Source organism: Ruegeria sp. BHSB058 (genome assembly GCF_059613285.1).
Window position 1 is genome coordinate 19663 of the sequence record NZ_JBXWSF010000013.1, and the last position, 22050, is coordinate 41712.

Consider the following 22050-nt stretch of genomic DNA (forward strand, 5'->3'; position numbering starts at 1 on the left):
AACCCGGCGGAACACGCCGGGCTGTGTGATGGGCCATGACGCAAGATCACAGTTGCGCCATCACCTCATCCGTGGCTTCGAAATTGGTGGTGACGCGCTGCACGTCGTCATCATCCTCCAGCGCATCCACCAACTTCATCAGACGCTGCATGTCATCCAAACCCAACTCCGTGGTTGTGGTGGGCTTCCAGACCAGCTTGGTTGATTCCGATTCACCAAGTGTCTCTTCAAGCGCGCTCGACACCTCGTTCAGATCAGAGTCGGCGCACCAGATGATATGGCCCTCTTCCGAGCTTTCGACATCCTCGGCGCCGGCTTCGATGGCTGCTTCAAAGATGGTATCTGCATCCCCGGCATCCGCAGGATAGACCACTTCGCCCTTGCGTTCGAACATGAAGCCCACCGACCCGGTTTCACCCAGATTGCCGCCATTCTTTGAAAACGTCGAGCGCACATTGGACGCTGTGCGGTTCTTGTTGTCGGTCATCGTCTCGACGATCACCGCGACGCCGTTTGGGCCATAGCCTTCGTAGCGGATTTCTTCATAGCTCTCGGCATCGCCGCCAGAGGCTTTCTTGATGGCCCGTTCAATGTTGTCCTTGGGCATCGACTGGCCCTTGGCCTCTTTCACCGCCAGACGCAGGCGTGGGTTTTTCTCGGGATCGGGATCACCCATTTTGGCAGCGACAGTGATCTCTTTCGACAATTTGGAAAACAGCTTGGACCGAGCGGCGTCCTGGCGCCCCTTGCGGTGCTGAATGTTGGCCCATTTGGAATGGCCGGCCATGTTGCGTCCTCGTCATGATTGCGTATTCGGCGCTCATATAGACGTTTGCGAGGCCAGGGATCAAGAGAGCCGCTTGCAGGTACGTCCGTGCAAGCTAATGTGATCGCATGACGGCTGATCAAATCATTCTTTTCTCACTGTTCATTTCAGTCTTTGGCCTGTTGTTATGGGGGCGATTCAGATATGATCTTGTCGCCTTTGCCGCGCTTATGGTTGGCGTTGTTCTGGGGGTCGTTCCGTTAGACAATGCTTTTTCCGGGTTTGGCCACCCCGCCACGATTGTTGTGGCATTGGTGCTTGTTGTTTCGGCAGGGCTAGTCCGATCGGGGGCAGTGTTCCTGATCACCCGAACTCTGGTGGATGCATCGCGCAGTCTGGGAGCGCATATTGCCTTGATGGGCGGGCTTGGGGCGATCCTGTCGGCCTTCATGAACAATGTTGCGGCACTGGCGTTGCTGATGCCAGTGGATATCCAGACCTCGCGCAAGGCCGGTCGTTCAGCGGGGATGTCGCTGATGCCGCTGAGCTTTGCCACCATTCTTGGTGGCATGGCCACACTGATCGGCACGCCCCCAAATATCATTATCGCATCGATCCGCGGAGAGGCCTTGGGCGAGCCATATCACATGTTCGACTTTGCACCTGTTGGCGGGTTGGCGGCAATCGCCGGGTTGATCTTCGTTGCGCTGATCGGTTGGCGGCTGATCCCGGATCGCGGCATGAAGGGGGACACATCAGAAACGCTGGCCGAATATATCGCCGAACTTACCATTCCCGAAGGTTCATCACATATCGGCAAGCGTCTGGCTGAACTGGACGAGGTTGCCGAGAAAACAGACGTGGCCATTCTGGGTTTGATCCGCGACGAAAAAAGGCGTTATGGTCGGGCGGCGAATACCCTGCTCGAGGCTTGCGATACCTTGGTTCTGGAGGCCACGCCTGAGGCTTTGGACGAGTTTCGCTCCGCTGTCAGCCTAGATTTTTCCGATGCGCAAAGACAAAAGGCGCTGACCGCCGCGGGCGAAGGGCTGGAGGTTCTGGAGGTCGTTGTGCCGGAAACTGCTCGTGTCGCAGGACGAACGGCGCAAGGGCTTGGCCTGACATGGCGTCAAAGCACGGTGTTGATGGGGATCTCCCGACAGGGCCGGAAGATCACCAAGCAGGTGCGCAAAACCGAAATCGAGCCAGGTGATATCCTGCTGTTGCTCTGCCCCCGCGACCATGGCGCGGATGTGACCGAATGGTTGGGTTGCCTGCCCTTGGCGGAACGCGGACTGAACGTAACGGCCAATGAAAAAGCAGGCCTCGCCATTGCGCTGTTCGCGGCTGCGGTTCTGGCCGCTAGCGTCGGTCTGATCTATTTGCCGATTGCTCTGGGACTTGTGGTCATCGCCTATGTCCTGACCAAGATCCTGCCGATTGCACAAATATATGACCACATCGAATGGCCAGTCGTCGTTCTGCTGGGCTCAATGATCCCGCTTGGCGCAGCACTGGAAACATCAGGCGGCACGGAGCTAATAGCCAATGCGCTGGTGTCGGTCACAAGCGGCATGCCTGCCTGGGTGATCCTAACGGTATTGATGGTTGTCACCATGACGCTGTCAGATGTGCTGAACAACACGGCGACAACAATCGTCGCCGCCCCAGTGGGCATCCAGATGGCGCAAACGCTTGGAGTATCGGCCGATCCGTTTCTGATGGCTGTTGCCGTTGCCGCCTCGGCTGCTTTTCTGACCCCGATCGGCCACAAGAACAACACTCTGATCCTTGGTCCTGGCGGCTATCACTTTGCCGACTACTGGCGCATGGGCCTGCCGCTGGAGTTGTTGATCGTGGTTGTCTCTATCCCCGCAATCCTTCTGTTCTGGCCGTTGTGAGGGGGCAGCGTATTGCCAAACAGCGCCTGTCCCGGCTAAGGGCACAGCATGAAACGCTTTCTGATCCTGCAACTTCGCCCCGAAACCGATGCAGCGGATGCCGAGTTCGCGTCCATTCTCGACAAATGCGGGCTGCCGCCTGACCGCGCACATCGCATTCGGCTAGATTGTGAGGATCTGCCGGACGGGTTGAACGTACATGACTATGCCGGTGTGATCGTTGGTGGCGGGCCTGGTTGTGTTAGCGACGATCCAGCCAGGAAATCGGCGATGGACGCCCGGATCGAGGCAACGGTCATGGGGTTGATGCCGCAGATCATCGAATCCGATCACCCGTTCATGGGATGCTGCTATGGGCTGGGAATTCTTGCAGCCCATCTGGGCGGTGAGGTCAGCAAAGCGCAATACAGCGAACCGGTCGGTCCTTCGACATGCACCCTTACCCATGATGCAAGCACTGATCCCCTTACTGCGGGTCTCCCCGCTGTCTTTGAAGCGTTTGTCGGCCACAAGGAGGCGGTGCAATCGCTACCTCCGGGTTGCGTGCATCTGGTTGCCTCGGACCCCTGTCCTTTTCAGATGATCCGCTGGGGGCAGAATGTTTATGCCACCCAGTTCCATCCCGAAGCGGATGCAAAAGACTTTGAGCAGCGAATCAACATTTACAAGGATTACGGCTATTTCCCGCCCGAGGATGCAGAGCGCTTGATCGGGATGTGTCACGCTGCCAATGTGACCCAGCCCGGCGTGATCCTGCGACGGTTTGCTGAACGTTTCGGCTGACCTCGCGGCAACTCCCATTGCCTGAGCCAGCGACGCAAAGCTAGGCTATACCCGAGAGGGAGGATACGCCATGGCAACGGACTCGGCGGACGCAATCATCGTCGGAGCTGGATTGGCGGGATTGGCCGCAGCCGCAGAGCTGGGAGATCGAGGCAAGCGGGTGATCCTGCTGGATCAGGAGCCGGAGCATTTTCTGGGTGGGCAGGCCTTCTGGAGCCTCGGAGGCCTATTCATGGTGGACACGCCAGAACAACGCCGCATGGGTATCCGTGACAGCGGCGAGTTGGCGATGCGCGACTGGCTGGGTAGCGCGCAATTCGACCGACCCGAAGATCACTGGCCGCAGAAATGGGCCGAAGCTTATGTCGAATTTGCCTCTGGTGAAATGCGCCCCTGGTTGCATGAAATGGGGCTGCGCTGGTTTCCCGTGGTTGGCTGGGCCGAGCGTGGCGGATCATATGCCAATGGTCACGGCAATTCTGTGCCCCGCTTTCACATCACGTGGGGGACCGGACCCGGTATATTGGCCCCATTCATTCGCCGTGTGAACGAACACGTTGCTGCCGGGCGCGTAACGTTCCGCTTCCGCCATCGGGTCAACCAGGTCATCATGGAAAATGGCGCCGCCAAAGGCGTCGCCGGTGTAGTGCTGGCAGATGATACCGCCGAGCGCGGCAAAAAAACCAATCGCGACGAAGTAACGGCGTTCGAGGTTCACGCCCCTTCAGTTGTCGTGACCTCTGGCGGCATTGGCGGTAATTTCGAGATGGTGCGCAAGGCCTGGCCGCGAGACAGGCTGGGCGAACCTCCGCAGAACATGATTGCCGGAGTTCCTTTCCATGTTGATGGCCGCATGATCGGGATCAGCGAACAGGCTGGTGGACATGTGATCAATGGTGATCGGATGTGGCACTACACCGAAGGCGTCCGCAACTGGGATCCGATCTGGCCCGCACATGGCATTCGCATTCTGCCCGGTCCAAGTTCGATGTGGTTCGACGCGCGAGGCGACCGCCTGCAACCACCCTGCCTGCCAGGGTTTGATACGCTGACCACTTTGCGCACAATCCTAAAAACCGGATTTGAGTACAGCTGGTTTGTCCTGACCCAGAAGGTAATCAAGAAAGAATTCGCCTTGTCCGGGTCCGAGCAGAACCCCGATTTCACATCCGCTAGCTGGAAAGAAGTGATCCGCCAGCGCATTCTGTCGGGAGCAAAAGCGACCGGTCCAGTAGAGGCGTTCAAGGATCATGGCGAGGACTTCATCGTGGCCAACTCGCTTTCCGACCTTGTGGTAGGCATGAACAAGTTGGGTGGCAACTTGATCAACGAGGCACATCTGCGTGCCCAGATCGAGGCGCGCGATAGCCAAATGGACAACCCCTTCACCAAGGATGTTCAAATCATGGCCATTCACGCGGCCCGCAACTATCGAGGCGACCGCCTGGTCAGAACGGCCAAACCGCACAAATTTCTCGATCCAGCCAATGGTCCGCTAATTGCGGTCAAATTGCATATCCTCACGCGCAAAACGCTGGGCGGGCTGCAAACCGATCTCGACAGCCGGATGATCAGTGCGGATGGCGCTCCGGTCCCGGGTCTATTCGCTGCGGGCGAGGTCGCCGGGTTCGGAGGCGGCGGTTATCACGGATACAACGCATTGGAAGGCACATTCTTGGGTGGCTGCATCTTTTCCGGCCGCAACGCGGGCCGTTCGACGTCAATCGCATGACACTGGCCCGGAACATTCGCCAGAGCACTGGATCAGTCCCTGTGACTTTCAAGGATGCGGTGACCACACAACGTGATTTTTTGCGAACGAGTTTCCGTGTCTTTCTGACTGCCCTGACGAGTTGAAGTGCAGCTCTCGGAGCAAACTATTTTATTCGTTCAAACCGTAAAACTGGAGCGCCTTGCCCGTCTACCAGTATTAGTTTGTCAGGCTCCACTGAATACCCTTCCACTCGCGGAAGGGTCGCAAGGAACTCCCTTTCCATTTCATCCAGCGGCGGCGGACAGGCCATCAAAGTGGCAGCCATATTGTCTGGAAAGCTCATAGTGCTGGCCGTAATATCCATCTGACCGGAAAACCTGTTGCATCCTCCGTTACCACCGAACTGTCCGCTTTCGCCAAATGCGATCTCGGGCCGTTTGTCGCTATCTATGGATTGCCCATTGATCTCGACCGCCCGCCAGGTGGTGTTTTCGAGCATCGCTCCCGCCTGCCCCGCAACCTGTATCATGATCAGATCAACCGCATCGCCAGCTCCATGGGTCAAAACCGGGTTGGCCGTATCAGTGGTGAACACCAGCCTTCGCCCCTGATACACAGAAGCCCGCACGACATATCGCATTGCCTCATCAATCAAGGCATCGTCGTAGGTCAGCTCAAACGACGCCGGCACGGAGGTCAGCGCGTAACGTTGGGATGCAAGAACTACCGCAGGAACATCCGCCAACGAAACATCCAGTAGCACAACGTCCAGAACAGCGTCTTGCGGGACCGCGATACGTTCTTTGTAGGTTGCTGTTCCCGTTACTGTCCCGGCCAACGCAATAGAGTGCCCAAGCCACAAAGCTGCAATCCCCGAAAATGCCACCAAGCGAATGGTTCGACTGTGCATTGTCCTTAACCCCTTTCGTACAAATCTCTTTCAAGATTGGGATGGGCCGGTCAAATTCAAGTTCGTCCCGCTTCGATCGGCGGCAATGCGCCTTATTAATTCACGTCAAAGCGGCCACAGCAGCGGAATGAGCAGCGACGCCAGCAACCCGACCGTGAGATTGAGCGGCACACCGACCTTCATGAAGTCCATGAACTTATACCCACCCGGCCCATAGACCATCATGTTCGTCTGATATCCGATAGGTGTTGCAAAAGACGCCGATGCAGCAACCATGACCGCCACCACCAAAGGGCGCGGATCCACGCCCACAGCCTGCGCCAACCCAATGGCGATGGGTGTAACGACCACAGCAACTGCGTTGTTGGAAACCAGTTCGGTCAGGATAGAGGTCAGCAGGTAAACCGCCCAGACGATCATGAATGGTGGCAACATGCTCAACACCGGGGCGACGGCATTCACGATCATCTCGACCGCACCTGAACTTTCCAAAGCAGCGCCAATCGCCAGCATGGCGAAGATGAGCGCGAGCAGGCGCCCCTCCACGAAAGAGAACGCCTCATCAGCATCGATGCAACGGGTGGCCAGCACCACCGCGACAGCGAGGACCGACAACAGGAGAATGGGGGCTACACCGAGCGCGGCGAGCAACACGATTCCTAGCAACGCCGAAACTGCAATGGGCGCGTGACTGCGGCGATAGGCACGCGCAGAAGGCTGCGAGACGTCGACCATGTCCATGTCGGCGGCCAGTCGCTGGATATCCGCTGGAGCGCCTTCCAACAGTAGCGTGTCGCCAACCCTGACGATCAGATCGTCCAGTTGGCCACTGATGTTCTGGTTTCGGCGATGCACAGCCAATACGTAAACGCCATAACGACGGCGCAGGCGCATCGCACCCAGGGCGCGCCCGACCATTCTGCATCCTGGCGTGATCAGCACTTCGACCGTCTTGGTCTCGACCGCGGATACCTGATCGACACGCTTGAGTTCCTTGTTGCTTTGCAAGCTCAGCAACTCGGTCATCTGCGTGCGCAAAACAACCCGGTCACCAAGTTGCAAAGTAACACCCTTTAGGTCGCGGCGCAGCGATTCATCCCCCCGGATCACGTCGATAAGCCGCACACCGGGGCGTTTGAACAACTGAACTCCGATCACTTCGCGACCGATCAGATTGCTCTCGGGGGGGATCACCGCCTCGGTGAAGAACTTCATCTTGGAGCGGTCGCTCAGCATCATCGCCATGCTCGTACGCTCGGGCAGCAATCTTGGGCCGATGAAGCGAAGATATACCATCCCGTACGCAACCAGCACCACACCCAGCGGTGTGACTTCGAAAATCGTAAATGGGGGTAATCCCTGCGCCCTTGCCACACCATCGACCAACAGGTTTGTCGACGTGCCAATCAGGGTCAACGTTCCGCCGAGAATGGCGGCATAGCTGAGCGGGATCAGGAGTTTCGAGGCAGAAATGTTCAAAGTTCGGGCAATCTGAACAAAAACCGGGATCATCACCACAACAACCGGCGTGTTCGACACAAAGGCGGATGCGACAACCACAAAAGCTATCAGCAGACCAATTGCAATTCTTGGATTCACCTGCGCCTGTTTTTGCGCCAGCGAGGTAAAAGAATCGAGAGCCCCGGTCCGCACCAAAGCCCCCATGATCAGAAACATGGCTGCAATCGTCCACGGTGCCGGGTTTGCCAGTACCGGCAAGGCCTTTTCATACGGCAAGATGCCGGTAAACAGCATCAACGCGACACCAATGATCGCAACAACCTCAGCTGGCAAAGTTTCACGCAAAAACAACGCAAACATGCCCGCGACGATGGTCAGTGCCAGAACTGCGCTGGCTGTATCTGAAAGCTGTAGGAGATCCATTCCCGGTTTATTGCCCGATCCCTTGCCTAACCAACAGTTTCACGCAATTCCCGTGCTTGGCAAGCCTGTCGTTCTTCTCACGTGCGTTCGTTTTGGTGCACTATGGACCGGCTTGCTGCAATCGCCCGCCAACCCGCACCATGCTGACCGAAATCGCCGAACCAGTGCGGTCGTCTGTTTCCACGAAAAAGCCGGACAGGCTCGCCTCTCCACCAGCAGGTGAAAACCGGGTCTTTGACATACCTGTGATGAATCGGCGCATGGGTTCGGCCTTGTCCATTCCAATGACCGAGTCATAGTCGCCGCACATACCCGCATCGCTTAGGTATCCCGTGCCGCCCTGAAGGATCTGGGCGTCAGCTGTGGGTACGTGGGTATGCGTGCCAACAACAAAACTCGCGCGCCCGTCGCAAAAGTGCCCCATCGCCATCTTCTCCGAAGTCGCCTCGCAATGCATGTCTACGATTACGGCCTGCGCAAGCCCGCCGCGCGGGTGTGATTTGAGCACCGGTTCAATGGCCGAAAATGGATCATCAAAGGCCCGTTTCATGAACACCTGTCCCAGCACCTGCGCCACCAGAACCTTGCGCCCCCCCGGAGCATTGAAGAGCCGATACCCCCGCCCCGGCGCGCCCTTGGCGTAGTTAATGGGCCGGATGATGCGCGGCTCACTTTCAATGAACTGCAACATGTCCTTTTGATCGAATGCATGATCGCCCAGCGTTACACAATCGGCACCCGCCGCCAGCAACAGCTTGGCGTGATCCCCGCTCAACCCCATGCCGCTCGAGGCATTCTCGCCATTGACCACGACGAAATCCAGCCGCCACTCGTCTCGCAAGCGTGGCAGATGCTCTTGCACGGCCGTCCGCCCGGAACGGCCCATGACATCACCAAGGAACAGAATTCTCATGGGTCACTCTCCTACGGCCAGCCGTTGGTGAGAACAAGACGCAAGCGGCCAACCTTTGGGAAATGTTGTTCATCCGCCCGATCGAACATAGTTTATTTCGACAAACAACACGTGCTCTGCCACGCGCGGGTCTCGACCGACAGATTGGGCGTTTCATGAAACTGTTTACTTTGGCAATCGCGATGACCCTGGCCGCCAGCTACGCTATAGCGCAAACCAAGACTACGATGGCAAACCCAGCAGCTACGTTCTGCGTTGAAAACGAAGGCACATTCGAAATACGCAAGAACGCTGATGGCAGCGAACATGGCGTTTGCATCCTACCCGACGGACAAGAAGTCGATGCCTGGGATTATCTGCGCAGCCATTTCGAGAACTGATGTTCAAAATGTCAGGATGCGGCTTTCCGTGACGATCATGTCCAACGGTTGATCCGTGGGTTCAAGCGGCAGGTTTTCAGCCTCCTGTGCATCAAATGCAAACCCGATGGCCAGTGTCGGTCTCTTGGCCCGCAGCCCTTCCAACGTGCGGTCATAGAACCCGCCGCCATACCCCAGACGCCCACCGTGAGCATCGAACGCCACAAGCGGGACGATCAGAATCTCTGGGTCGAAATAATCATCAATTTCAGGCACCTTGGCACCGAATGGACCGTCACGGAGCACACCTTCAGGCACCCACCGCGAAAAGCGCAAAGGTTGACCAGCGGCTTGAATCACCGGAACGCCCACTGGGCCGTAAGCCGCAGCTTCCGCCATAGCGGGAAGCGGGTCGATCTCGGTCCGGATCGGCATGTAACCCGACAAGGGAACGCCGCGATATCCGGCCAAAACCTCTGATAGATGACCGGCAGCGCCGGGTGGTGCGGCTTCAAAGGCCTGCTTGCGACGGGCAAAGGCCGCCTTGCGTGCAACTGCTTTCACTTCGGCCAGGTCGGTCAAGGAATAGTCCTCAGGTCAAAAGCCATGCTGCCAGCCCCAGGAAAGCGAAGAAACCCACAACATCCGTCACCGTTGTCACGAATGTCCCCGAAGCCAGCGCCGGGTCGACCCCGGCTTTTTCGAGAAGCACGGGAATCCCGGTTCCCGCTAGCCCGGCCACGACCAGATTGACCACCATTGCGGCGCAAATCACAAAGCCGAGCATGGGCGAGCCAAACCACGCGTAACAAACGATTCCCATGACCCCTGCAAACACGATCCCGTTGGTCAAACCAACCAGCGCCTCGCGCCTGACCACCCGCCAAAGGTTTGATCCGGTCAGGTCGCGTGTGGCAAGGGCCCGAACCGCCACTGTCAGACTTTGCGTCCCGGCGTTGCCGCCCATCGAGGCCACGATAGGCATCAACACCGCCAAAGCCACAAACTTTGCGATGGTGTCATCAAAGATCGAAATCACGATAGAGGCGACAATCGCAGTAATCAGATTGACCCCCAGCCAAGGCAGACGCTGCTTTGTCGTTTCGACAACCGTGTCGGATAGACTGCCTTCACCCACACCAGCAAGGCGCATCATGTCTTCTTCGTACTCCTCGTCCAGAACAACCATCGCATCGTCTATTGTGATCACACCAACGAGCCGCCCGTCCTGATCGACCACCGGCGCCGAGATCAGATGATACTGATTGAAGGCATAGGCCACATCTTCTTCGTCCAGATCGATGGGGAAGACGTGAAAATCCTCTTCGGCGATGTCACTGAGGTGAACTTCGCGCCGGGTTCCCATCAGCTTGCCCAAGGTCACATAGGCCACCGGCTTGAGGCGGGGGTCGACCAAAATGACGTGATAAAAGTCCTCGGGCAATTCCTCGGCAGCACGCATGTGATCGATGGCCTGACCCACTGTCCAATGTTCAGGCGCCATGACCACTTCGCGTTGCATGAGGCGACCGGCGGAGTTCTCCGGATATGACAGCGCCTGTTGCGCGGCGACCCTTTCGGCATCCTCAAGAACACCAAGGATGACTTCCTGTTGCGGTTCCTCAAGATCTTCGAGCAGGTCGACAACATCGTCACTGTCCAGATCGCGCACGGCATCGGCCAGAACGTCAGGATGCAGGATGCCTATGACTTCTTCGCGAACGCCCTCTTCGAGTTCCGAGAGAATCTCGCCATCGAATTCACGGTCGTAGAGGCGGATTAACTGTGCGCGATCGTCGGAATCGATCTGCTCCAAAAGGTCAGCGATATCCGCCGCATAAAGCGGCTCCATCAACGCGACGAGAGCATCGCGGTCGCCAGCCTCTACTGCATCAAGAATATCCGCGACAACCTTGCGGTCCAATGCATAGGCGTCGTCGTCCCGGGGCTGGTCGGTATCGACCTGATCGTTGCCAGTGGTCATGAACTGCCCCTTCACTTTCGCGATTGACCCCTAATTAGAAGAAGCTGCTACCGGAAAACAATGACAATAGCGCAATTTACCCACATCTTTGCCGCTTCTATGCTGTGCGTCGGTTCCAACAAAGTGGAGATCGACTGGACATGACGCAGAAAACACTGCTGCAAGGTCGCGTGTTAAGCTTTACTGCCTCACCTTTCGAGGGTGAGCCAACAGACGCCGTGCGCGTCAGCGAAGCCGTGCTGATATCAAACGGCATAATCGAAACCGTTGGGTCCGCGCGATCCTTGCAAGAGGCCAACCCCGATGCCAAAAGCATAGACCATGGGGACCGGATCATTATGGCGGGTTTTATCGATCCTCATGTTCACTATCCCCAGACCGCGATGATCGCCAGCTGGGGAAAGCGACTGATCGACTGGCTGAACATCTACACCTTTCCTGAAGAAATGAAATTCGCCTCTACCGAATACGCCGCCGAAATCGCGGCGCGGTATCTGGATCTTACTGCGGCGCACGGAACCACGACCATGTGCAGTTTCTGCACAATCCACCCTGAAAGCGTCGATGCATTTTTCGCCGAGGCGCAGAAGCGCAAGCAAAAAGTAGTTGCGGGAAAGACCTGTATGGATCGCAACGCCCCCGAAGGTCTGCGGGACACCGCCCAAACCGCCTATGACCAATCCAAGTCGCTGTTGCAGAAGTGGCATGGGGTCGATCGCATTTCTTATGCCATCACACCGCGGTTCTCTCCGACCTCGACACCGGAACAGCTGGAAGCGATGGGTGCGCTTTGGGCGGAGAACCCCGAATGCCTGATGCAAACGCACCTGAGCGAGCAAACAGACGAGATCGAATGGGTCATGTCGCTGTTTCCGGACGCGCGCGACTATCTGGACACTTATGAGCGCTTCGGCCTTCTGGGCAAAAGGGGGCTTTATGGTCACGTGATCCATCTGGAACCGCGGGAACGCGACCGGCTGCGCGAGGTGGACGCGGCCCTGATTCACTGTCCGACCTCAAACACCTTCATCGGGTCCGGCCTGTTCGATATGGCCGGTTTGATGCAGGACGGGCACAGAATTGGCCTTGCTACGGATACCGGTGGAGGGTCTAGCTTTTCGATGCTGCGCACGATGGCCGCGGCCTATGAAATCGGGCAACTGCGCGGCACGCCTCTGCACCCGGCACAACTGTTGTGGTTGGGGACAGTCGGATCCGCCAGAACCCTGCGCATGGACGATAGTATCGGCAATATCGCACATGGGATGGACGCAGATTTGGTGGTTCTCGACCTGGCATCGACCCCGGCCATTGCGCAACGCGTCGCCGTCGCGGACGACTTGTGGGAGGCAATCTTCCCAACCATCATGATGGGCGACGACCGCGCCATCGCCGAAGTCTGGATCAGCGGTCAGCGCGTGGCCAAATGATGTTGGCGCGCGCCATTGGGCGTGCAACTGTTATTCATGAAGGCAGCATCAGGGTTCAGTCTTGCAGCGCAAGTGCCAGCTGGTTCTGACGCTCGATCACCACCGGCAAATCGACCGTAGTGACCTGCCCATCACTCACAATCTGACGCCCTTCGACAAACAGGTGTTTTACTGTGGTCGGCCCGGCCAGAAGCAGTGCCGCCGGGTCCCAGCTACCCGCACTTTCGACACAGCGCACGTCCCAGACTGCGATGTCGGCACGTTTGCCAGGTGCGATACGCCCGCAATCCGGGCGATTCAACACATCCGCTCCGCCCCGCGTCGCGATTTCCAGCGCTTCGCGCGCCGACATCGCATCGGCCCCGCGCGCCACCCGCTGCAACAGCATCGCCTGGCGCGCTTCGGCCATCAGATTGCCGCAGTCATTGGATGCCGCCCCGTCAACGCCCAACCCGATAGTGACCCCTCTGTCCCGCATCTCGCGCACCGGGGCGATCCCCGAGCCAAGACGACAGTTTGAGCAAGGACAATGAGCGACACCGGTTCGACTGCCAGCGAAGAGATCAATTTCCTGTCCGTCCAGCTTGACGCAATGGGCATGCCATACATCCGAACCTGTCCAGCCTAGGTCTTCGGCATATTGTCCGGGGCGACACCCGAACTGTGACAGAGAATACGCAATATCTTCGTCGTTTTCTGCCAGATGGGTATGCAGCATGACGCCCTTGTCCCGCGCCAAATCAGCGGTATGACGCATCAGATCACGACTGACCGAAAACGGAGAACACGGGGCCAGCCCGACATGACACATGGAACCCTCGGAGGGATCGTGAAATGCATCGACCACACGTATCATGTCGTCAAGAATGTCTGCTTCGTTTTCCACCAACTGATCCGGCGGTAATCCGCCATCGCTTTCACCAATGCTCATCGCTCCACGTGTCGGGTGAAACCGTAGTCCGATTTCAGCCGCAGCTGCGATCGTGTCATCCAAGCGCGCGCCATTGGGGTAGAGATAGAGGTGGTCGGAACTGAGTGTACAACCCGACAACGCCAATTCAGCGAGACCAATCTGAGCCGACACGAACATCTCGTCCGGGCCGAACCGGGACCAGATTGGATAGAGCGTCTGTAGCCAGCCAAACAGCAGCGCGTCCTGCCCTTTTGGCACGGCGCGGGTCAATGTTTGATAAAGATGGTGATGCGTATTCACTAGTCCCGGCGTCACCACACAACCTGCCAGATCGTGAATTTCGCCATCAGACTTCAGATCATGCCCAATTTCAGCGATCTGGCCGTCCCGAATTATGACGTCGGAATTTGATAATTCGCGCCGTTCGTCATCCATTGTCAGGATGGTGTCGGCATTCTTCAACAGGATTTCGTTCATGTTTCACACTCCTGCAACCGCCCGTTTCGTGCAAGGAGTGTTGGGACCGGCGGAAAACGGACTCAAGAACCGGTCAGCGTCTGACTATACTGTCAACCGCCGCTTTTCAAGTTTGTTCAGAACCGGCGAAGGATATCCAGCGCTTCCGCATGAATCTCAGGATTTGCCGCCGCCAAGGCTCGTCCACCCTGATGAGCCGGGCCGCCCTGCCAATCAGTCACTACACCACCAGCCGATCGGATAACGGCAATGGGAGCCTGGATGTCGTAAGCATTCAGACCAGCCTCGATCACCAAATCCACCTGACCTGCAGCGAGTAGCGCATAGGCATAACAATCAATTCCGAACCGCGTCAGTTTTACCTGCTCGGCAACGGCCCGAAATGCAGCACCCTCTTCCGGTGTCCCAACTTCTGGAAACGTGGTGAACAACACCGCATCCTTCAATGCGACGGGTGTTCGTGTTTGCAGCCGGGTTTCGCCGTGCGGACCACGAACATACGCCGCATCATGCGTTCCGACGAATCGCTCGCCGATATAGGGCTGGTCAATGACGCCAAGAAAAGGGCCTTCGTTGTTGGACAGGGCAATCAGCACGCCCCAAGTTGGTGTTCCGCTGATAAACCCCCGAGTTCCGTCTATCGGGTCCAAAACCCACATCCGACCATTGGCACTTGCCGTCTTGCCGAATTCTTCCCCCCAAACCCCATCTTCGGGACGGTGCCTGGCCAACACATCGCGCATGGCTTGTTCCGCAGCATGATCCGCAACGGTAACCGGATCGTAACCGGCATGCAGCTTGTTTTGAGTTTCCAATATAGGCTGCCGGAAATATGGCAGAATGGCCGCCCGGGCAGCATCCGCCAGCATTTCGGCAACTTCTAGATCACTGAACTGGGTATGTTCCATAACACACCCGTGCGGCCAGCGATCAGGAGAGTCAAGACCTTTGGATTACGCTACGTCGCTTAGCACACGCGCCAGTTCAAACAAGCGGCGACGCTGGTTTTCTGGAATTGCGTAATATGAGCGGACCAGATCCAATGCTTCTTTGTCACCCATAAGGTCCGCAGGAACCTTTTGCTTTTGCGGCGTGTCCTTGTGCGACTCGTCAAGGCCTTCGAAGAAGAAACTCACAGGCACATCCAGCGCCTCCGCGATGTCCCAAAGGCGTGACGCACTGATCCGGTTTGCGCCGGTCTCGTATTTCTGGATTTGTTGAAACTTGATTCCAACCTGCTCCGCCAACTGCTGCTGTGTCATTCCGATCAGCCAACGGCGGTGCCGCACACGCTTGCCGACATGGACATCGACGGGATGGGTCATGGGTTCTCTCCTCTGTTACACTGACAACTGTCCGGGTACTCGCGCCTTAGGCCTTGACCCCCAAACTAGCGGGTGGCCTTTTAAGAACTCCCTAATTCCGAATATGCACCCCGAACTGCACTATCACTATATATCGCGAATTTCGCGCCTCATTTCAAGAAGGTTGAATCAAGACCCCGCAACACAGGTTTGTGGTTGTGAGTATGATGCAAACAAATGTCAACTTCTGAGTAGAGATTACCCTAAAGAAAACACCGGGGAGTTGTTGCCCATTCCACGTTTCGCTATGCGTTCAAGAACCGAAAACCGAGCCATTGCCACAGGCTCCGAGAAAGGACACATCTTGATGCTCGCATACAACGTGACCACTATGGGAGCCTCTGCCGAGCTTGTGAACACCCCAAAGCCAGAGCCGGAGCAGGGTCAGGTCAGAGTCGCCATTCGAGCCTGCGGTCTAAACTTTGCAGACCTACTGATGCAGCAGGGAAGCTATCAAGATACGCCTGCCGTGCCTTTTACACTCGGAATGGAAATATCCGGGATTGTCGACAAAGTCGGAACAAATGTGACCGACTTGAAGCCAGGAGACCGAATCGCTGTCTACTCGGGTCAAGGGGGATTAGCAGAGTTTGGAACTTTCGATGCTGAACGGGCGATTAGGCTCCCGGACTCGATGAGCTTTGAGGACGCTGCTGCAATACAAATTGCGTATGGCACCAGCCACATTGCGCTAAGTCATCGTGCCATGTTGCAACCCGGCGAAACTTTGCTGGTTACCGGTGCCGCCGGAGGCGTAGGGCTAACAGCGGTCGAAATCGGCAAGTTGATGGGGGCCAGGGTAATCGCTCAGGCGCGAGGTCCAGACAAGCTGGCAGTTGCCCAAGCCGCCGGTGCGGACCACCTGATCGACGCGTCAGAAGACCTGCGAGAGCGGGTCAAGACTCTGGGTGGGGCCGATGTCGTTTATGACGCCATCGGCGGAGATGTATTCAAAGCCGCCTTCAGGGCCACAAATCCCGAAGGGCGCTTGCTGCCCATCGGTTTTGCCGGTGGCAACGTGCCACAGATTTCAGCCAATCACTTGCTGGTCAAAAACCTTACGGTCATCGGCGTTTACATTGGCGGGTATCTGAAATTCCGCCCCGAAGTTGTACGAAACAGCTTTGAAACCCTGTTCCGGTGGCATGGCGAAGAAAAAATCAAACCACATATCAGTCACGTACTGCCGCTGGAACGGGTTGCCGAGGGAATGACGCTTTTGAAAGAACGCAAATCGACCGGCAAGGTGGTGATTACGCCATAATCAACCGGCGACGGCCTTGAGTTGTGGCCCACCGATCATCCGGAAATTCTGGCGCACCAACTCCGCCAGCGCTTCGACAATCGCACCCCGACCACTTTCGCCACCGTAGAGATTTATCCGGTGGGCTGGCAGTTCGGGCAAAGCCCTCCCCGAGTCGATCTGCTCCAGATGCGCGGCTTCGGTTCCATCCAGCATCGCATGCACTGCGAGATCCGCGCTTACGGTTGCTTCAATTGTGCGGTCGTTTTCAGTTTCGACAGCAAGTTCCCACGGAATCCCGGCCTCATCCAAGGCAGAGATTACCTGCGGGCGGAACATGCACCGCCGCCCCAATGCCAACCTAAGCGGCCGCTTGCGCCATGCGGATCCTCCAGGCGCGCCGATCCAGCGAAGCGGCAGTTCAGCGACCGTCTCGGCCCCTTCCCCATTCGATGCTTCGGTGGTCAGGATCAAATCGCATTCGCCCTTGCCGAACATGTCCTTGAGTTGCAGCGAATAAGACGACACCAGTTGCACCTTCACACGCGGAAAATCGGCATTGAACCGCTGCAATACCCTTGGGATCGCCGGGTAAACTATGTCATGCGGAACCCCCAGAACCACTTCGCCCTCAAATGCCTGATCGGTCAGTTTCCCAATCAATTCGTCATTGAGCGCCACCATCCGGCGGGCATAGGCCAGCAGCTGTTCACCGGATGCCGTCAACGCGATGGTGCGTCCGCTGCGGTCGAGCAATTCCTGACCCAATAGCTCTTCCAGTCGTTTCAACTGCATGGAGACAGCAGATTGCGTGAGATGCAGGAATCCCGCTGCGCGAGTCACACCGCCATGATCCGCAACCGCCACAAAGGAACGCAATGTGGTGATGTCCAAGTTTCTCATTATCACAATCCTTGATGTGAAAGATCAAAAACATTCGTTTTCAAAATCAATCATACTGCACCATATAATTCAAGAAAATTGATGAAAGAAAGAAAACACATCAGCAATCAAGAAAGGTTCCGATATGACACTCACCTCTGCATCCACTACTTGCCGCACCGCCCGCACATCGCGCACATACCGCATCCGGACCTTGCTTTCTGTCTGGCGTCAACGTCGCGCTCTGGAACGTCTGGACAGTCGTGCCCTTGAAGATGTCGGGTTGACCAAAACTGAAGCCCGCGAGGAGGCCTCCAAACCGATCTGGGACGCTCCGGACAACTGGCGCTGCTGATCGCGGCGCCAAACGCAGTTAACTCCGGATGACTACCATCTGCGCAACCTCAAGAATTTGTCATGAAAAGGCTTGAATTGCGAGGCTTCCTTTCCGATATTTGCTCCGAGTACCGCAGGTTTGCACCTGCACACAAACGGACAACTTTAGGGAGACCTCAATGGCTGAATTCGACACAATCCGGACGGCGGCTGGCGCGCGCGTTGCCCAGATTGACGAGGGCCTGCGCGCCCATATGAACAAGGTCTACGGCACGATGTCCGTAGGCATGCTGATCACATTCCTGGCTGCATGGGCGATTTCCGGGCTGGCGGTGACCACCGATCCGTCGGCCGCCGCGGCACAACTAAGCGCAGACAAGTACCTGACCCAATTCGGCTATTCGATCTATGCATCGCCTTTGAAGTGGGTGGTCATGTTCGCGCCTCTGGCCTTTGTCTTTGGCTTTGGCGCAGCCATTAACAGATTGAGCGCGGCTGGTGCACAGCTTGTGTTCTATGCCTTTGCCGCCGTGATGGGTCTTTCCATCAGCTCGATCTTTCTGGTCTTCACCGGCCAGTCCATCATTCAGGTGTTTCTGATCACCGCGATCGCCTTTGCCGGCCTGTCGCTTTATGGTTACGCCACCAAGAAAGACCTGTCGGGGATGGGAACGTTCCTGATCATGGGCCTGATTGGCCTGATCGTGGCTTCTATCGTCAACATCTTTATTGCCTCTTCGGCGATGGCGTTCGCAATTTCGGTGATCGGCGTGCTGATTTTCGCAGGCCTCACCGCCTATGACACACAGAAGATCAAGACCACGTATATTCAGATGGCCCACTCCGGCGATCAGGAATGGCTGGGCAAAGCAGCGATTATGGGCGCTCTGAGCCTGTACCTAGACTTCATCAATATGTTCATGTTCCTGCTGCAGTTGTTTGGAAGCCGCGAATAAACTGCGGGCAAACCAAATCAAACAAGATGGGGCGGGTTCTTTGGAACCCGCCTTTTTTTTTCTGAACGGTTTCTCATAGATAAAAAAAACGGCCACCGTACGGCGGCCATTTCCTAAAAAGAAGATCGACGTCAGATCAGCTGCAATCCAGCGGCACGGCGAAACCAGTGGTCCGCTTGCCAGCTGAACCTTTCTGATAGGCACTTCCGCTTGCAAGGCACCCGGTCAGGCGGGGTATGGCGCTGGAGAACGCGCTCCCGGCTGAGGCATCCATCTTCGCTGTTGTTCCTTCCTGCGTACGCAGAACGGCAAACAGGATACCGTTAACTTCGACATTGCTCAGCATCAGCGTTTTGTCCTGCCCGCCGACTTCGACTGCATTCGCGGGGGTTCGTCCACCGTGGTCAATAGCGACACCGGCAATTTTGTTCATATCAGTCTCATCCGTCGTCACCTTGACCGGTGCCAGACGCGCCAGTTCCGCCGGAACACTTTCACGGCGCGTGATATAGTCCACAACCCCTTTTTCTTCCGAAAAGGTTTTTGGCTCACCATCAAGGCCGGTAAATCCAACCCCTTCACGGTTCCAGAAATCGTCGCAAGCTGCAAGCGAGAGACAGGCGAATGCGGGAAACAAGATTTTTTTCATGGCTGCTCAGAGATTTGTGACGGGTTGCTGAAACCGTAAAGGCAGTAAGGGCTTCATATCAAGCAGGGTGACTTTCGATTGTCTGTAAGCCTGATGCTCGTCTGCAACGGCCCACGCATCGCACCCAGTGTGTCGAACGCCACAAAATCAAAAAAAAGAGCCGCATACTGATGCGGCCCTTCCTCGAACATCCTGTATAAGAAGGCTTACTTGATCTTGCCTTCTTTGTACTCGACATGTTTGCGAGCGACCGGATCGTATTTACGAACGGTCATTTTCTCGGTCATGGTGCGAGCGTTTTTCTTGGTCACATAGAAGTGGCCCGTGCCCGCGGTCGAGTTCAGACGGATCTTGATGGTCGTCGGCTTCGCCATGGTTATCTCCTGCGTCCGAAAAGGCAGGAGCCTTTCGGTTGAATTCCTATGAGCGTGCGCTTTTACCCTGCTTTACGGCCAAGTCAACCGGATTCGATGCAGAACGGCAGGTTTTTCAAACGCTCTCTCAAGTTGCAGACACGGGAAAGATTCATCCGTTTGGCAAAATTTTGAATACATCACGGTTCCGTGATAATGTCGTCGGATAATGTAAGTCCGGGGAACAATAACCGGAAATCGCATTACGAGGCCTTCCACGGCAAGACCCACGTTCGAGCATGCTGGTTCAAACAAGTCTACCGAGGGGGTAAACCATGACAGAGTGGCACATTGATGCGGAAGAGCTTGCCAATTGCAATTGCAACTTCGGCTGTCCCTGCCAATTTAGCGTTCTGCCGACACATGGGAACTGCGAGGCTATCGTCGTTTATGACATCAAGTCAGGGCACTACGGCGACACCAAGCTGGGTGGCCTTAGGGCAGCAGGCGTCTACTACTGGCCTGGTCCAATTCACGAAGGCAATGGCCAGATGCAATTGATCGTGGATGAGCGCGCGGACGCCGATCAGCGCAAGGCGTTGGAGTCGATCATGTTGGGCGAAGATACCGATGAAATGGCTACGATGTGGTACGTTTATGCAGCAATGAGTCCAACGAAACACGAAACGCTTTATCTTCCTGTCGAACTTGACTGGAGCCGCGAGGAACGCACCGGCACGGCCGAGGTCAAGGGGATTTTCAACGTCGAGGTAGGGCCGATTCCCCATATCGTATCCGGCCTCCCGCACCGCGCCGGAATCAATTTACCTAACGGATTTGAATATCGCCATGCCGAAGCTGCCTCCGGCACCGCAACGACAACCGGCGGCGCCATCAGCCTGACATTTGATACCACGCATGCTCATCTGGCTCATCTGAACATTTCCGGACACGGCGTCGTCGGGGCCTGAACAGGGTATGCCTCATGAGCGGCAAAACTGATCTAAACGCGTATGGGCCGGCGGAAAAGCTGGCCCGTCACGACACTCGGATCGTCCTGGCCAGCGTGTCATTGGTTGTGATGGGCGCGGTCTGGTATACGATTGCCGGTGTTGGCATGAACATGTCGGCCTTGGAGATGACTCGAATGGCCCGCCCTATCGGGGAACCCATGATGATGGGCATGGCCGTTCAATGGACGTTGCAATACGCCGTTCTGATCTTTCTGATGTGGTGGATCATGATGATCGCCATGATGACACCCAGCGCAGCTCCCATGCTCTTGCTATATACCGCCCTAAAAAGACATGGGGCCGACAAAGCCTCAGTAACCCTCCTCGGCACCCTGTTTCTGGCAGGCTATCTGATTGCTTGGGCGGGGTTCAGCCTTTTGGCCACAGTGCTGCAATATGCTCTGGAAGCCTGGGGGCTTTCAGACGGTCCCATGATGACCATCCGCTCCAAGACCTTTGCCGGTTTTGTGATGATCGCAGCAGGCCTTTATCAGTTCTCCCCACTGAAATCGGCCTGCCTGCGTCACTGCAGATCGCCTGCCCATTTCCTGGCCACGCACAATCGACCTGGCCGGGTGGGGGCACTTCTGACTGGTATGGATCACGGACTCTATTGCCTGGGATGCTGCTGGGTTCTGATGGCGCTTTTGTTCGTGGGTGGCATCATGAACCTGTATTGGATTGCAGGTATCGCCCTGTATGTGGCGGCAGAAAAACTGCTGCCTCACTCCAGATGGCTAGTCGCTGTGACAGGCGCCGCACTGTGCCTTTTCGGCATTTATCTGGTCTATCCGGCGTTCTCCGCGTTGGTCTGACTTTGGAGTACCAGGCCTGGGGACTGGCCAATTTGTTCGTCCCGCACACCTCAATCATGGAGGGCAACATGCCCCTATTCATTACCTACGCATCTTATTCACAATCCGGGATTCAGGGACTGATGAAAAAACCGGAGGACAGGACCGCTGCCATTCAGGCGCTTTTGGACAAGGTCGGCGGCAAGATCGTCGCGCTATACATGACCACCGGAACCAACGACATCGTGCTTGTCAGCGAAGCACCGGATGGCGCGGATGCCGTCTCGGTCGGAATGGCGGTGGGCGCTTCCGGTGTTACGTCCAGCATTGAAACCGTCAGGGCATGGACCGGTGCCGAATTTGCGGCGATTGCCGAAAAAGCGGCCGGGTTGACCGGCGCATACAAAGCGCCGGGCTCGTAAAGAA

Annotated in this window: 23 protein-coding genes; 11 read left to right on the forward strand and 12 right to left on the reverse strand. The window is 56.6% G+C overall.

The window, feature by feature from the left end:
• Positions 1-46: 46 nt before the first annotated feature.
• Complete coding sequence (locus AC2FNB_RS05360; protein WP_480751092.1) at positions 47-787, reverse strand: YebC/PmpR family DNA-binding transcriptional regulator; 741 nt, start codon at positions 785-787, stop codon at positions 47-49.
• A 107-nt stretch (positions 788-894) separates the two neighbouring features.
• Here AC2FNB_RS05360 and AC2FNB_RS05365 point away from each other — a divergent pair, with 107 nt between their 5' ends.
• The 3 genes from AC2FNB_RS05365 to AC2FNB_RS05375 all read left to right on the forward strand — a co-directional run bounded on the left by AC2FNB_RS05365 (position 895) and on the right by AC2FNB_RS05375 (position 5182).
• Positions 895-2667 (forward strand): SLC13 family permease, encoded by a 1773-nt coding sequence (locus tag AC2FNB_RS05365; protein WP_496744931.1) that lies wholly within the window; start codon positions 895-897, stop codon positions 2665-2667.
• Positions 2668-2715: 48 nt separating this feature from the next.
• Positions 2716-3450 (forward strand): glutamine amidotransferase, encoded by a 735-nt coding sequence (locus AC2FNB_RS05370; protein WP_480751094.1) that lies wholly within the window; start codon positions 2716-2718, stop codon positions 3448-3450.
• Between the two features lie 70 nt (positions 3451-3520).
• Positions 3521-5182, forward strand: a complete 1662-nt coding sequence (locus tag AC2FNB_RS05375; protein ID WP_496744933.1) for an FAD-binding dehydrogenase — start codon at positions 3521-3523, stop codon at positions 5180-5182.
• A 145-nt stretch (positions 5183-5327) separates the two neighbouring features.
• On the opposite strand, the gene AC2FNB_RS05380 is transcribed toward AC2FNB_RS05375, so the two are convergent.
• The 3 genes from AC2FNB_RS05380 to AC2FNB_RS05390 form a co-directional block, all read right to left on the reverse strand.
• A complete protein-coding gene (locus tag AC2FNB_RS05380; RefSeq protein WP_496744935.1) occupies positions 5328-6074 on the reverse strand; it encodes a YbaY family lipoprotein in 747 nt (248 codons plus the stop codon).
• A 105-nt stretch (positions 6075-6179) separates the two neighbouring features.
• Entirely contained in the window at positions 6180-7958 is a 1779-nt protein-coding gene (locus AC2FNB_RS05385) for an SLC13 family permease (protein WP_480751097.1), read from the reverse strand.
• Positions 7959-8058: 100 nt separating this feature from the next.
• Positions 8059-8871, reverse strand: a complete 813-nt coding sequence (locus AC2FNB_RS05390) for a TIGR00282 family metallophosphoesterase (protein WP_480751099.1) — start codon at positions 8869-8871, stop codon at positions 8059-8061.
• A 155-nt stretch (positions 8872-9026) separates the two neighbouring features.
• On the opposite strand from AC2FNB_RS05390, the gene AC2FNB_RS05395 reads away from it, so the two are divergent.
• Positions 9027-9251: a putative hemolysin gene (locus AC2FNB_RS05395; RefSeq protein WP_496744937.1), complete on the forward strand. Its 225-nt coding sequence runs from the start codon at positions 9027-9029 to the stop codon at positions 9249-9251.
• A 3-nt stretch (positions 9252-9254) separates the two neighbouring features.
• Here the strand turns inward: AC2FNB_RS05395 and AC2FNB_RS05400 are convergent, their stop codons facing one another.
• Both AC2FNB_RS05400 and mgtE read right to left on the reverse strand, forming a co-directional pair.
• Positions 9255-9812: a 5-formyltetrahydrofolate cyclo-ligase gene (locus AC2FNB_RS05400; RefSeq protein WP_496744939.1), complete on the reverse strand. Its 558-nt coding sequence runs from the start codon at positions 9810-9812 to the stop codon at positions 9255-9257.
• A gap of 10 nt (positions 9813-9822) precedes the next feature.
• On the reverse strand, positions 9823-11214 hold the full coding sequence (gene mgtE, locus AC2FNB_RS05405) for a magnesium transporter (protein ID WP_496744941.1): 1392 nt from the start codon (positions 11212-11214) through the stop codon (positions 9823-9825).
• A 140-nt stretch (positions 11215-11354) separates the two neighbouring features.
• Between mgtE and guaD the strand changes: the two genes are divergently transcribed.
• Positions 11355-12644: a guanine deaminase gene (guaD, locus tag AC2FNB_RS05410; protein ID WP_496744942.1), complete on the forward strand. Its 1290-nt coding sequence runs from the start codon at positions 11355-11357 to the stop codon at positions 12642-12644.
• A 55-nt stretch (positions 12645-12699) separates the two neighbouring features.
• Here guaD and AC2FNB_RS05415 read toward each other — a convergent pair whose 3' ends face one another.
• From AC2FNB_RS05415 to AC2FNB_RS05425, 3 genes are all read right to left on the reverse strand, one after another.
• Positions 12700-14034, reverse strand: coding sequence for an 8-oxoguanine deaminase (locus tag AC2FNB_RS05415; RefSeq protein ID WP_480751105.1), 1335 nt, complete (start codon positions 14032-14034; stop codon positions 12700-12702).
• A gap of 116 nt (positions 14035-14150) precedes the next feature.
• On the reverse strand, positions 14151-14942 hold the full coding sequence (gene hisN / locus AC2FNB_RS05420) for a histidinol-phosphatase (RefSeq protein WP_496744944.1): 792 nt from the start codon (positions 14940-14942) through the stop codon (positions 14151-14153).
• A 45-nt stretch (positions 14943-14987) separates the two neighbouring features.
• The gene (locus tag AC2FNB_RS05425; protein ID WP_496744946.1) at positions 14988-15359 is read right to left on the reverse strand and encodes a helix-turn-helix domain-containing protein; all 372 of its coding nucleotides are present in this window, start codon (positions 15357-15359) and stop codon (positions 14988-14990) included.
• A gap of 346 nt (positions 15360-15705) precedes the next feature.
• Between AC2FNB_RS05425 and AC2FNB_RS05430 the strand changes: the two genes are divergently transcribed.
• Positions 15706-16662, forward strand: coding sequence for an NADPH:quinone oxidoreductase family protein (locus AC2FNB_RS05430; protein WP_480751109.1), 957 nt, complete (start codon positions 15706-15708; stop codon positions 16660-16662).
• On the opposite strand, the gene AC2FNB_RS05435 is transcribed toward AC2FNB_RS05430, so the two are convergent.
• Positions 16663-17544 (reverse strand): LysR family transcriptional regulator, encoded by an 882-nt coding sequence (locus AC2FNB_RS05435; RefSeq protein WP_480751111.1) that lies wholly within the window; start codon positions 17542-17544, stop codon positions 16663-16665. It lies immediately after the preceding gene.
• Between the two features lie 124 nt (positions 17545-17668).
• On the opposite strand from AC2FNB_RS05435, the gene AC2FNB_RS05440 reads away from it, so the two are divergent.
• On the forward strand, positions 17669-17878 hold the full coding sequence (locus tag AC2FNB_RS05440; RefSeq protein WP_496744948.1) for a DUF1127 domain-containing protein: 210 nt from the start codon (positions 17669-17671) through the stop codon (positions 17876-17878).
• 160 nt (positions 17879-18038) lie between these two features.
• On the forward strand, positions 18039-18815 hold the full coding sequence (locus tag AC2FNB_RS05445) for a Bax inhibitor-1/YccA family protein (protein WP_480751114.1): 777 nt from the start codon (positions 18039-18041) through the stop codon (positions 18813-18815).
• A gap of 136 nt (positions 18816-18951) precedes the next feature.
• Here the strand turns inward: AC2FNB_RS05445 and AC2FNB_RS05450 are convergent, their stop codons facing one another.
• Both AC2FNB_RS05450 and rpmG read right to left on the reverse strand, forming a co-directional pair.
• Positions 18952-19464 (reverse strand): hypothetical protein, encoded by a 513-nt coding sequence (locus AC2FNB_RS05450; RefSeq protein ID WP_480751116.1) that lies wholly within the window; start codon positions 19462-19464, stop codon positions 18952-18954.
• Positions 19465-19670: 206 nt separating this feature from the next.
• Positions 19671-19838, reverse strand: a complete 168-nt coding sequence (rpmG, locus tag AC2FNB_RS05455; protein ID WP_005630270.1) for a 50S ribosomal protein L33 — start codon at positions 19836-19838, stop codon at positions 19671-19673.
• A gap of 314 nt (positions 19839-20152) precedes the next feature.
• Here rpmG and AC2FNB_RS05460 point away from each other — a divergent pair, with 314 nt between their 5' ends.
• The 3 genes from AC2FNB_RS05460 to AC2FNB_RS05470 all read left to right on the forward strand — a co-directional run bounded on the left by AC2FNB_RS05460 (position 20153) and on the right by AC2FNB_RS05470 (position 22046).
• Positions 20153-20788, forward strand: a complete 636-nt coding sequence (locus AC2FNB_RS05460; protein WP_496744950.1) for a DUF1326 domain-containing protein — start codon at positions 20153-20155, stop codon at positions 20786-20788.
• A gap of 14 nt (positions 20789-20802) precedes the next feature.
• Positions 20803-21645: a DUF2182 domain-containing protein gene (locus AC2FNB_RS05465; protein WP_496744951.1), complete on the forward strand. Its 843-nt coding sequence runs from the start codon at positions 20803-20805 to the stop codon at positions 21643-21645.
• A 68-nt stretch (positions 21646-21713) separates the two neighbouring features.
• Positions 21714-22046: a GYD domain-containing protein gene (locus tag AC2FNB_RS05470; RefSeq protein WP_496744953.1), complete on the forward strand. Its 333-nt coding sequence runs from the start codon at positions 21714-21716 to the stop codon at positions 22044-22046.
• Positions 22047-22050 lie beyond the last annotated feature (4 nt).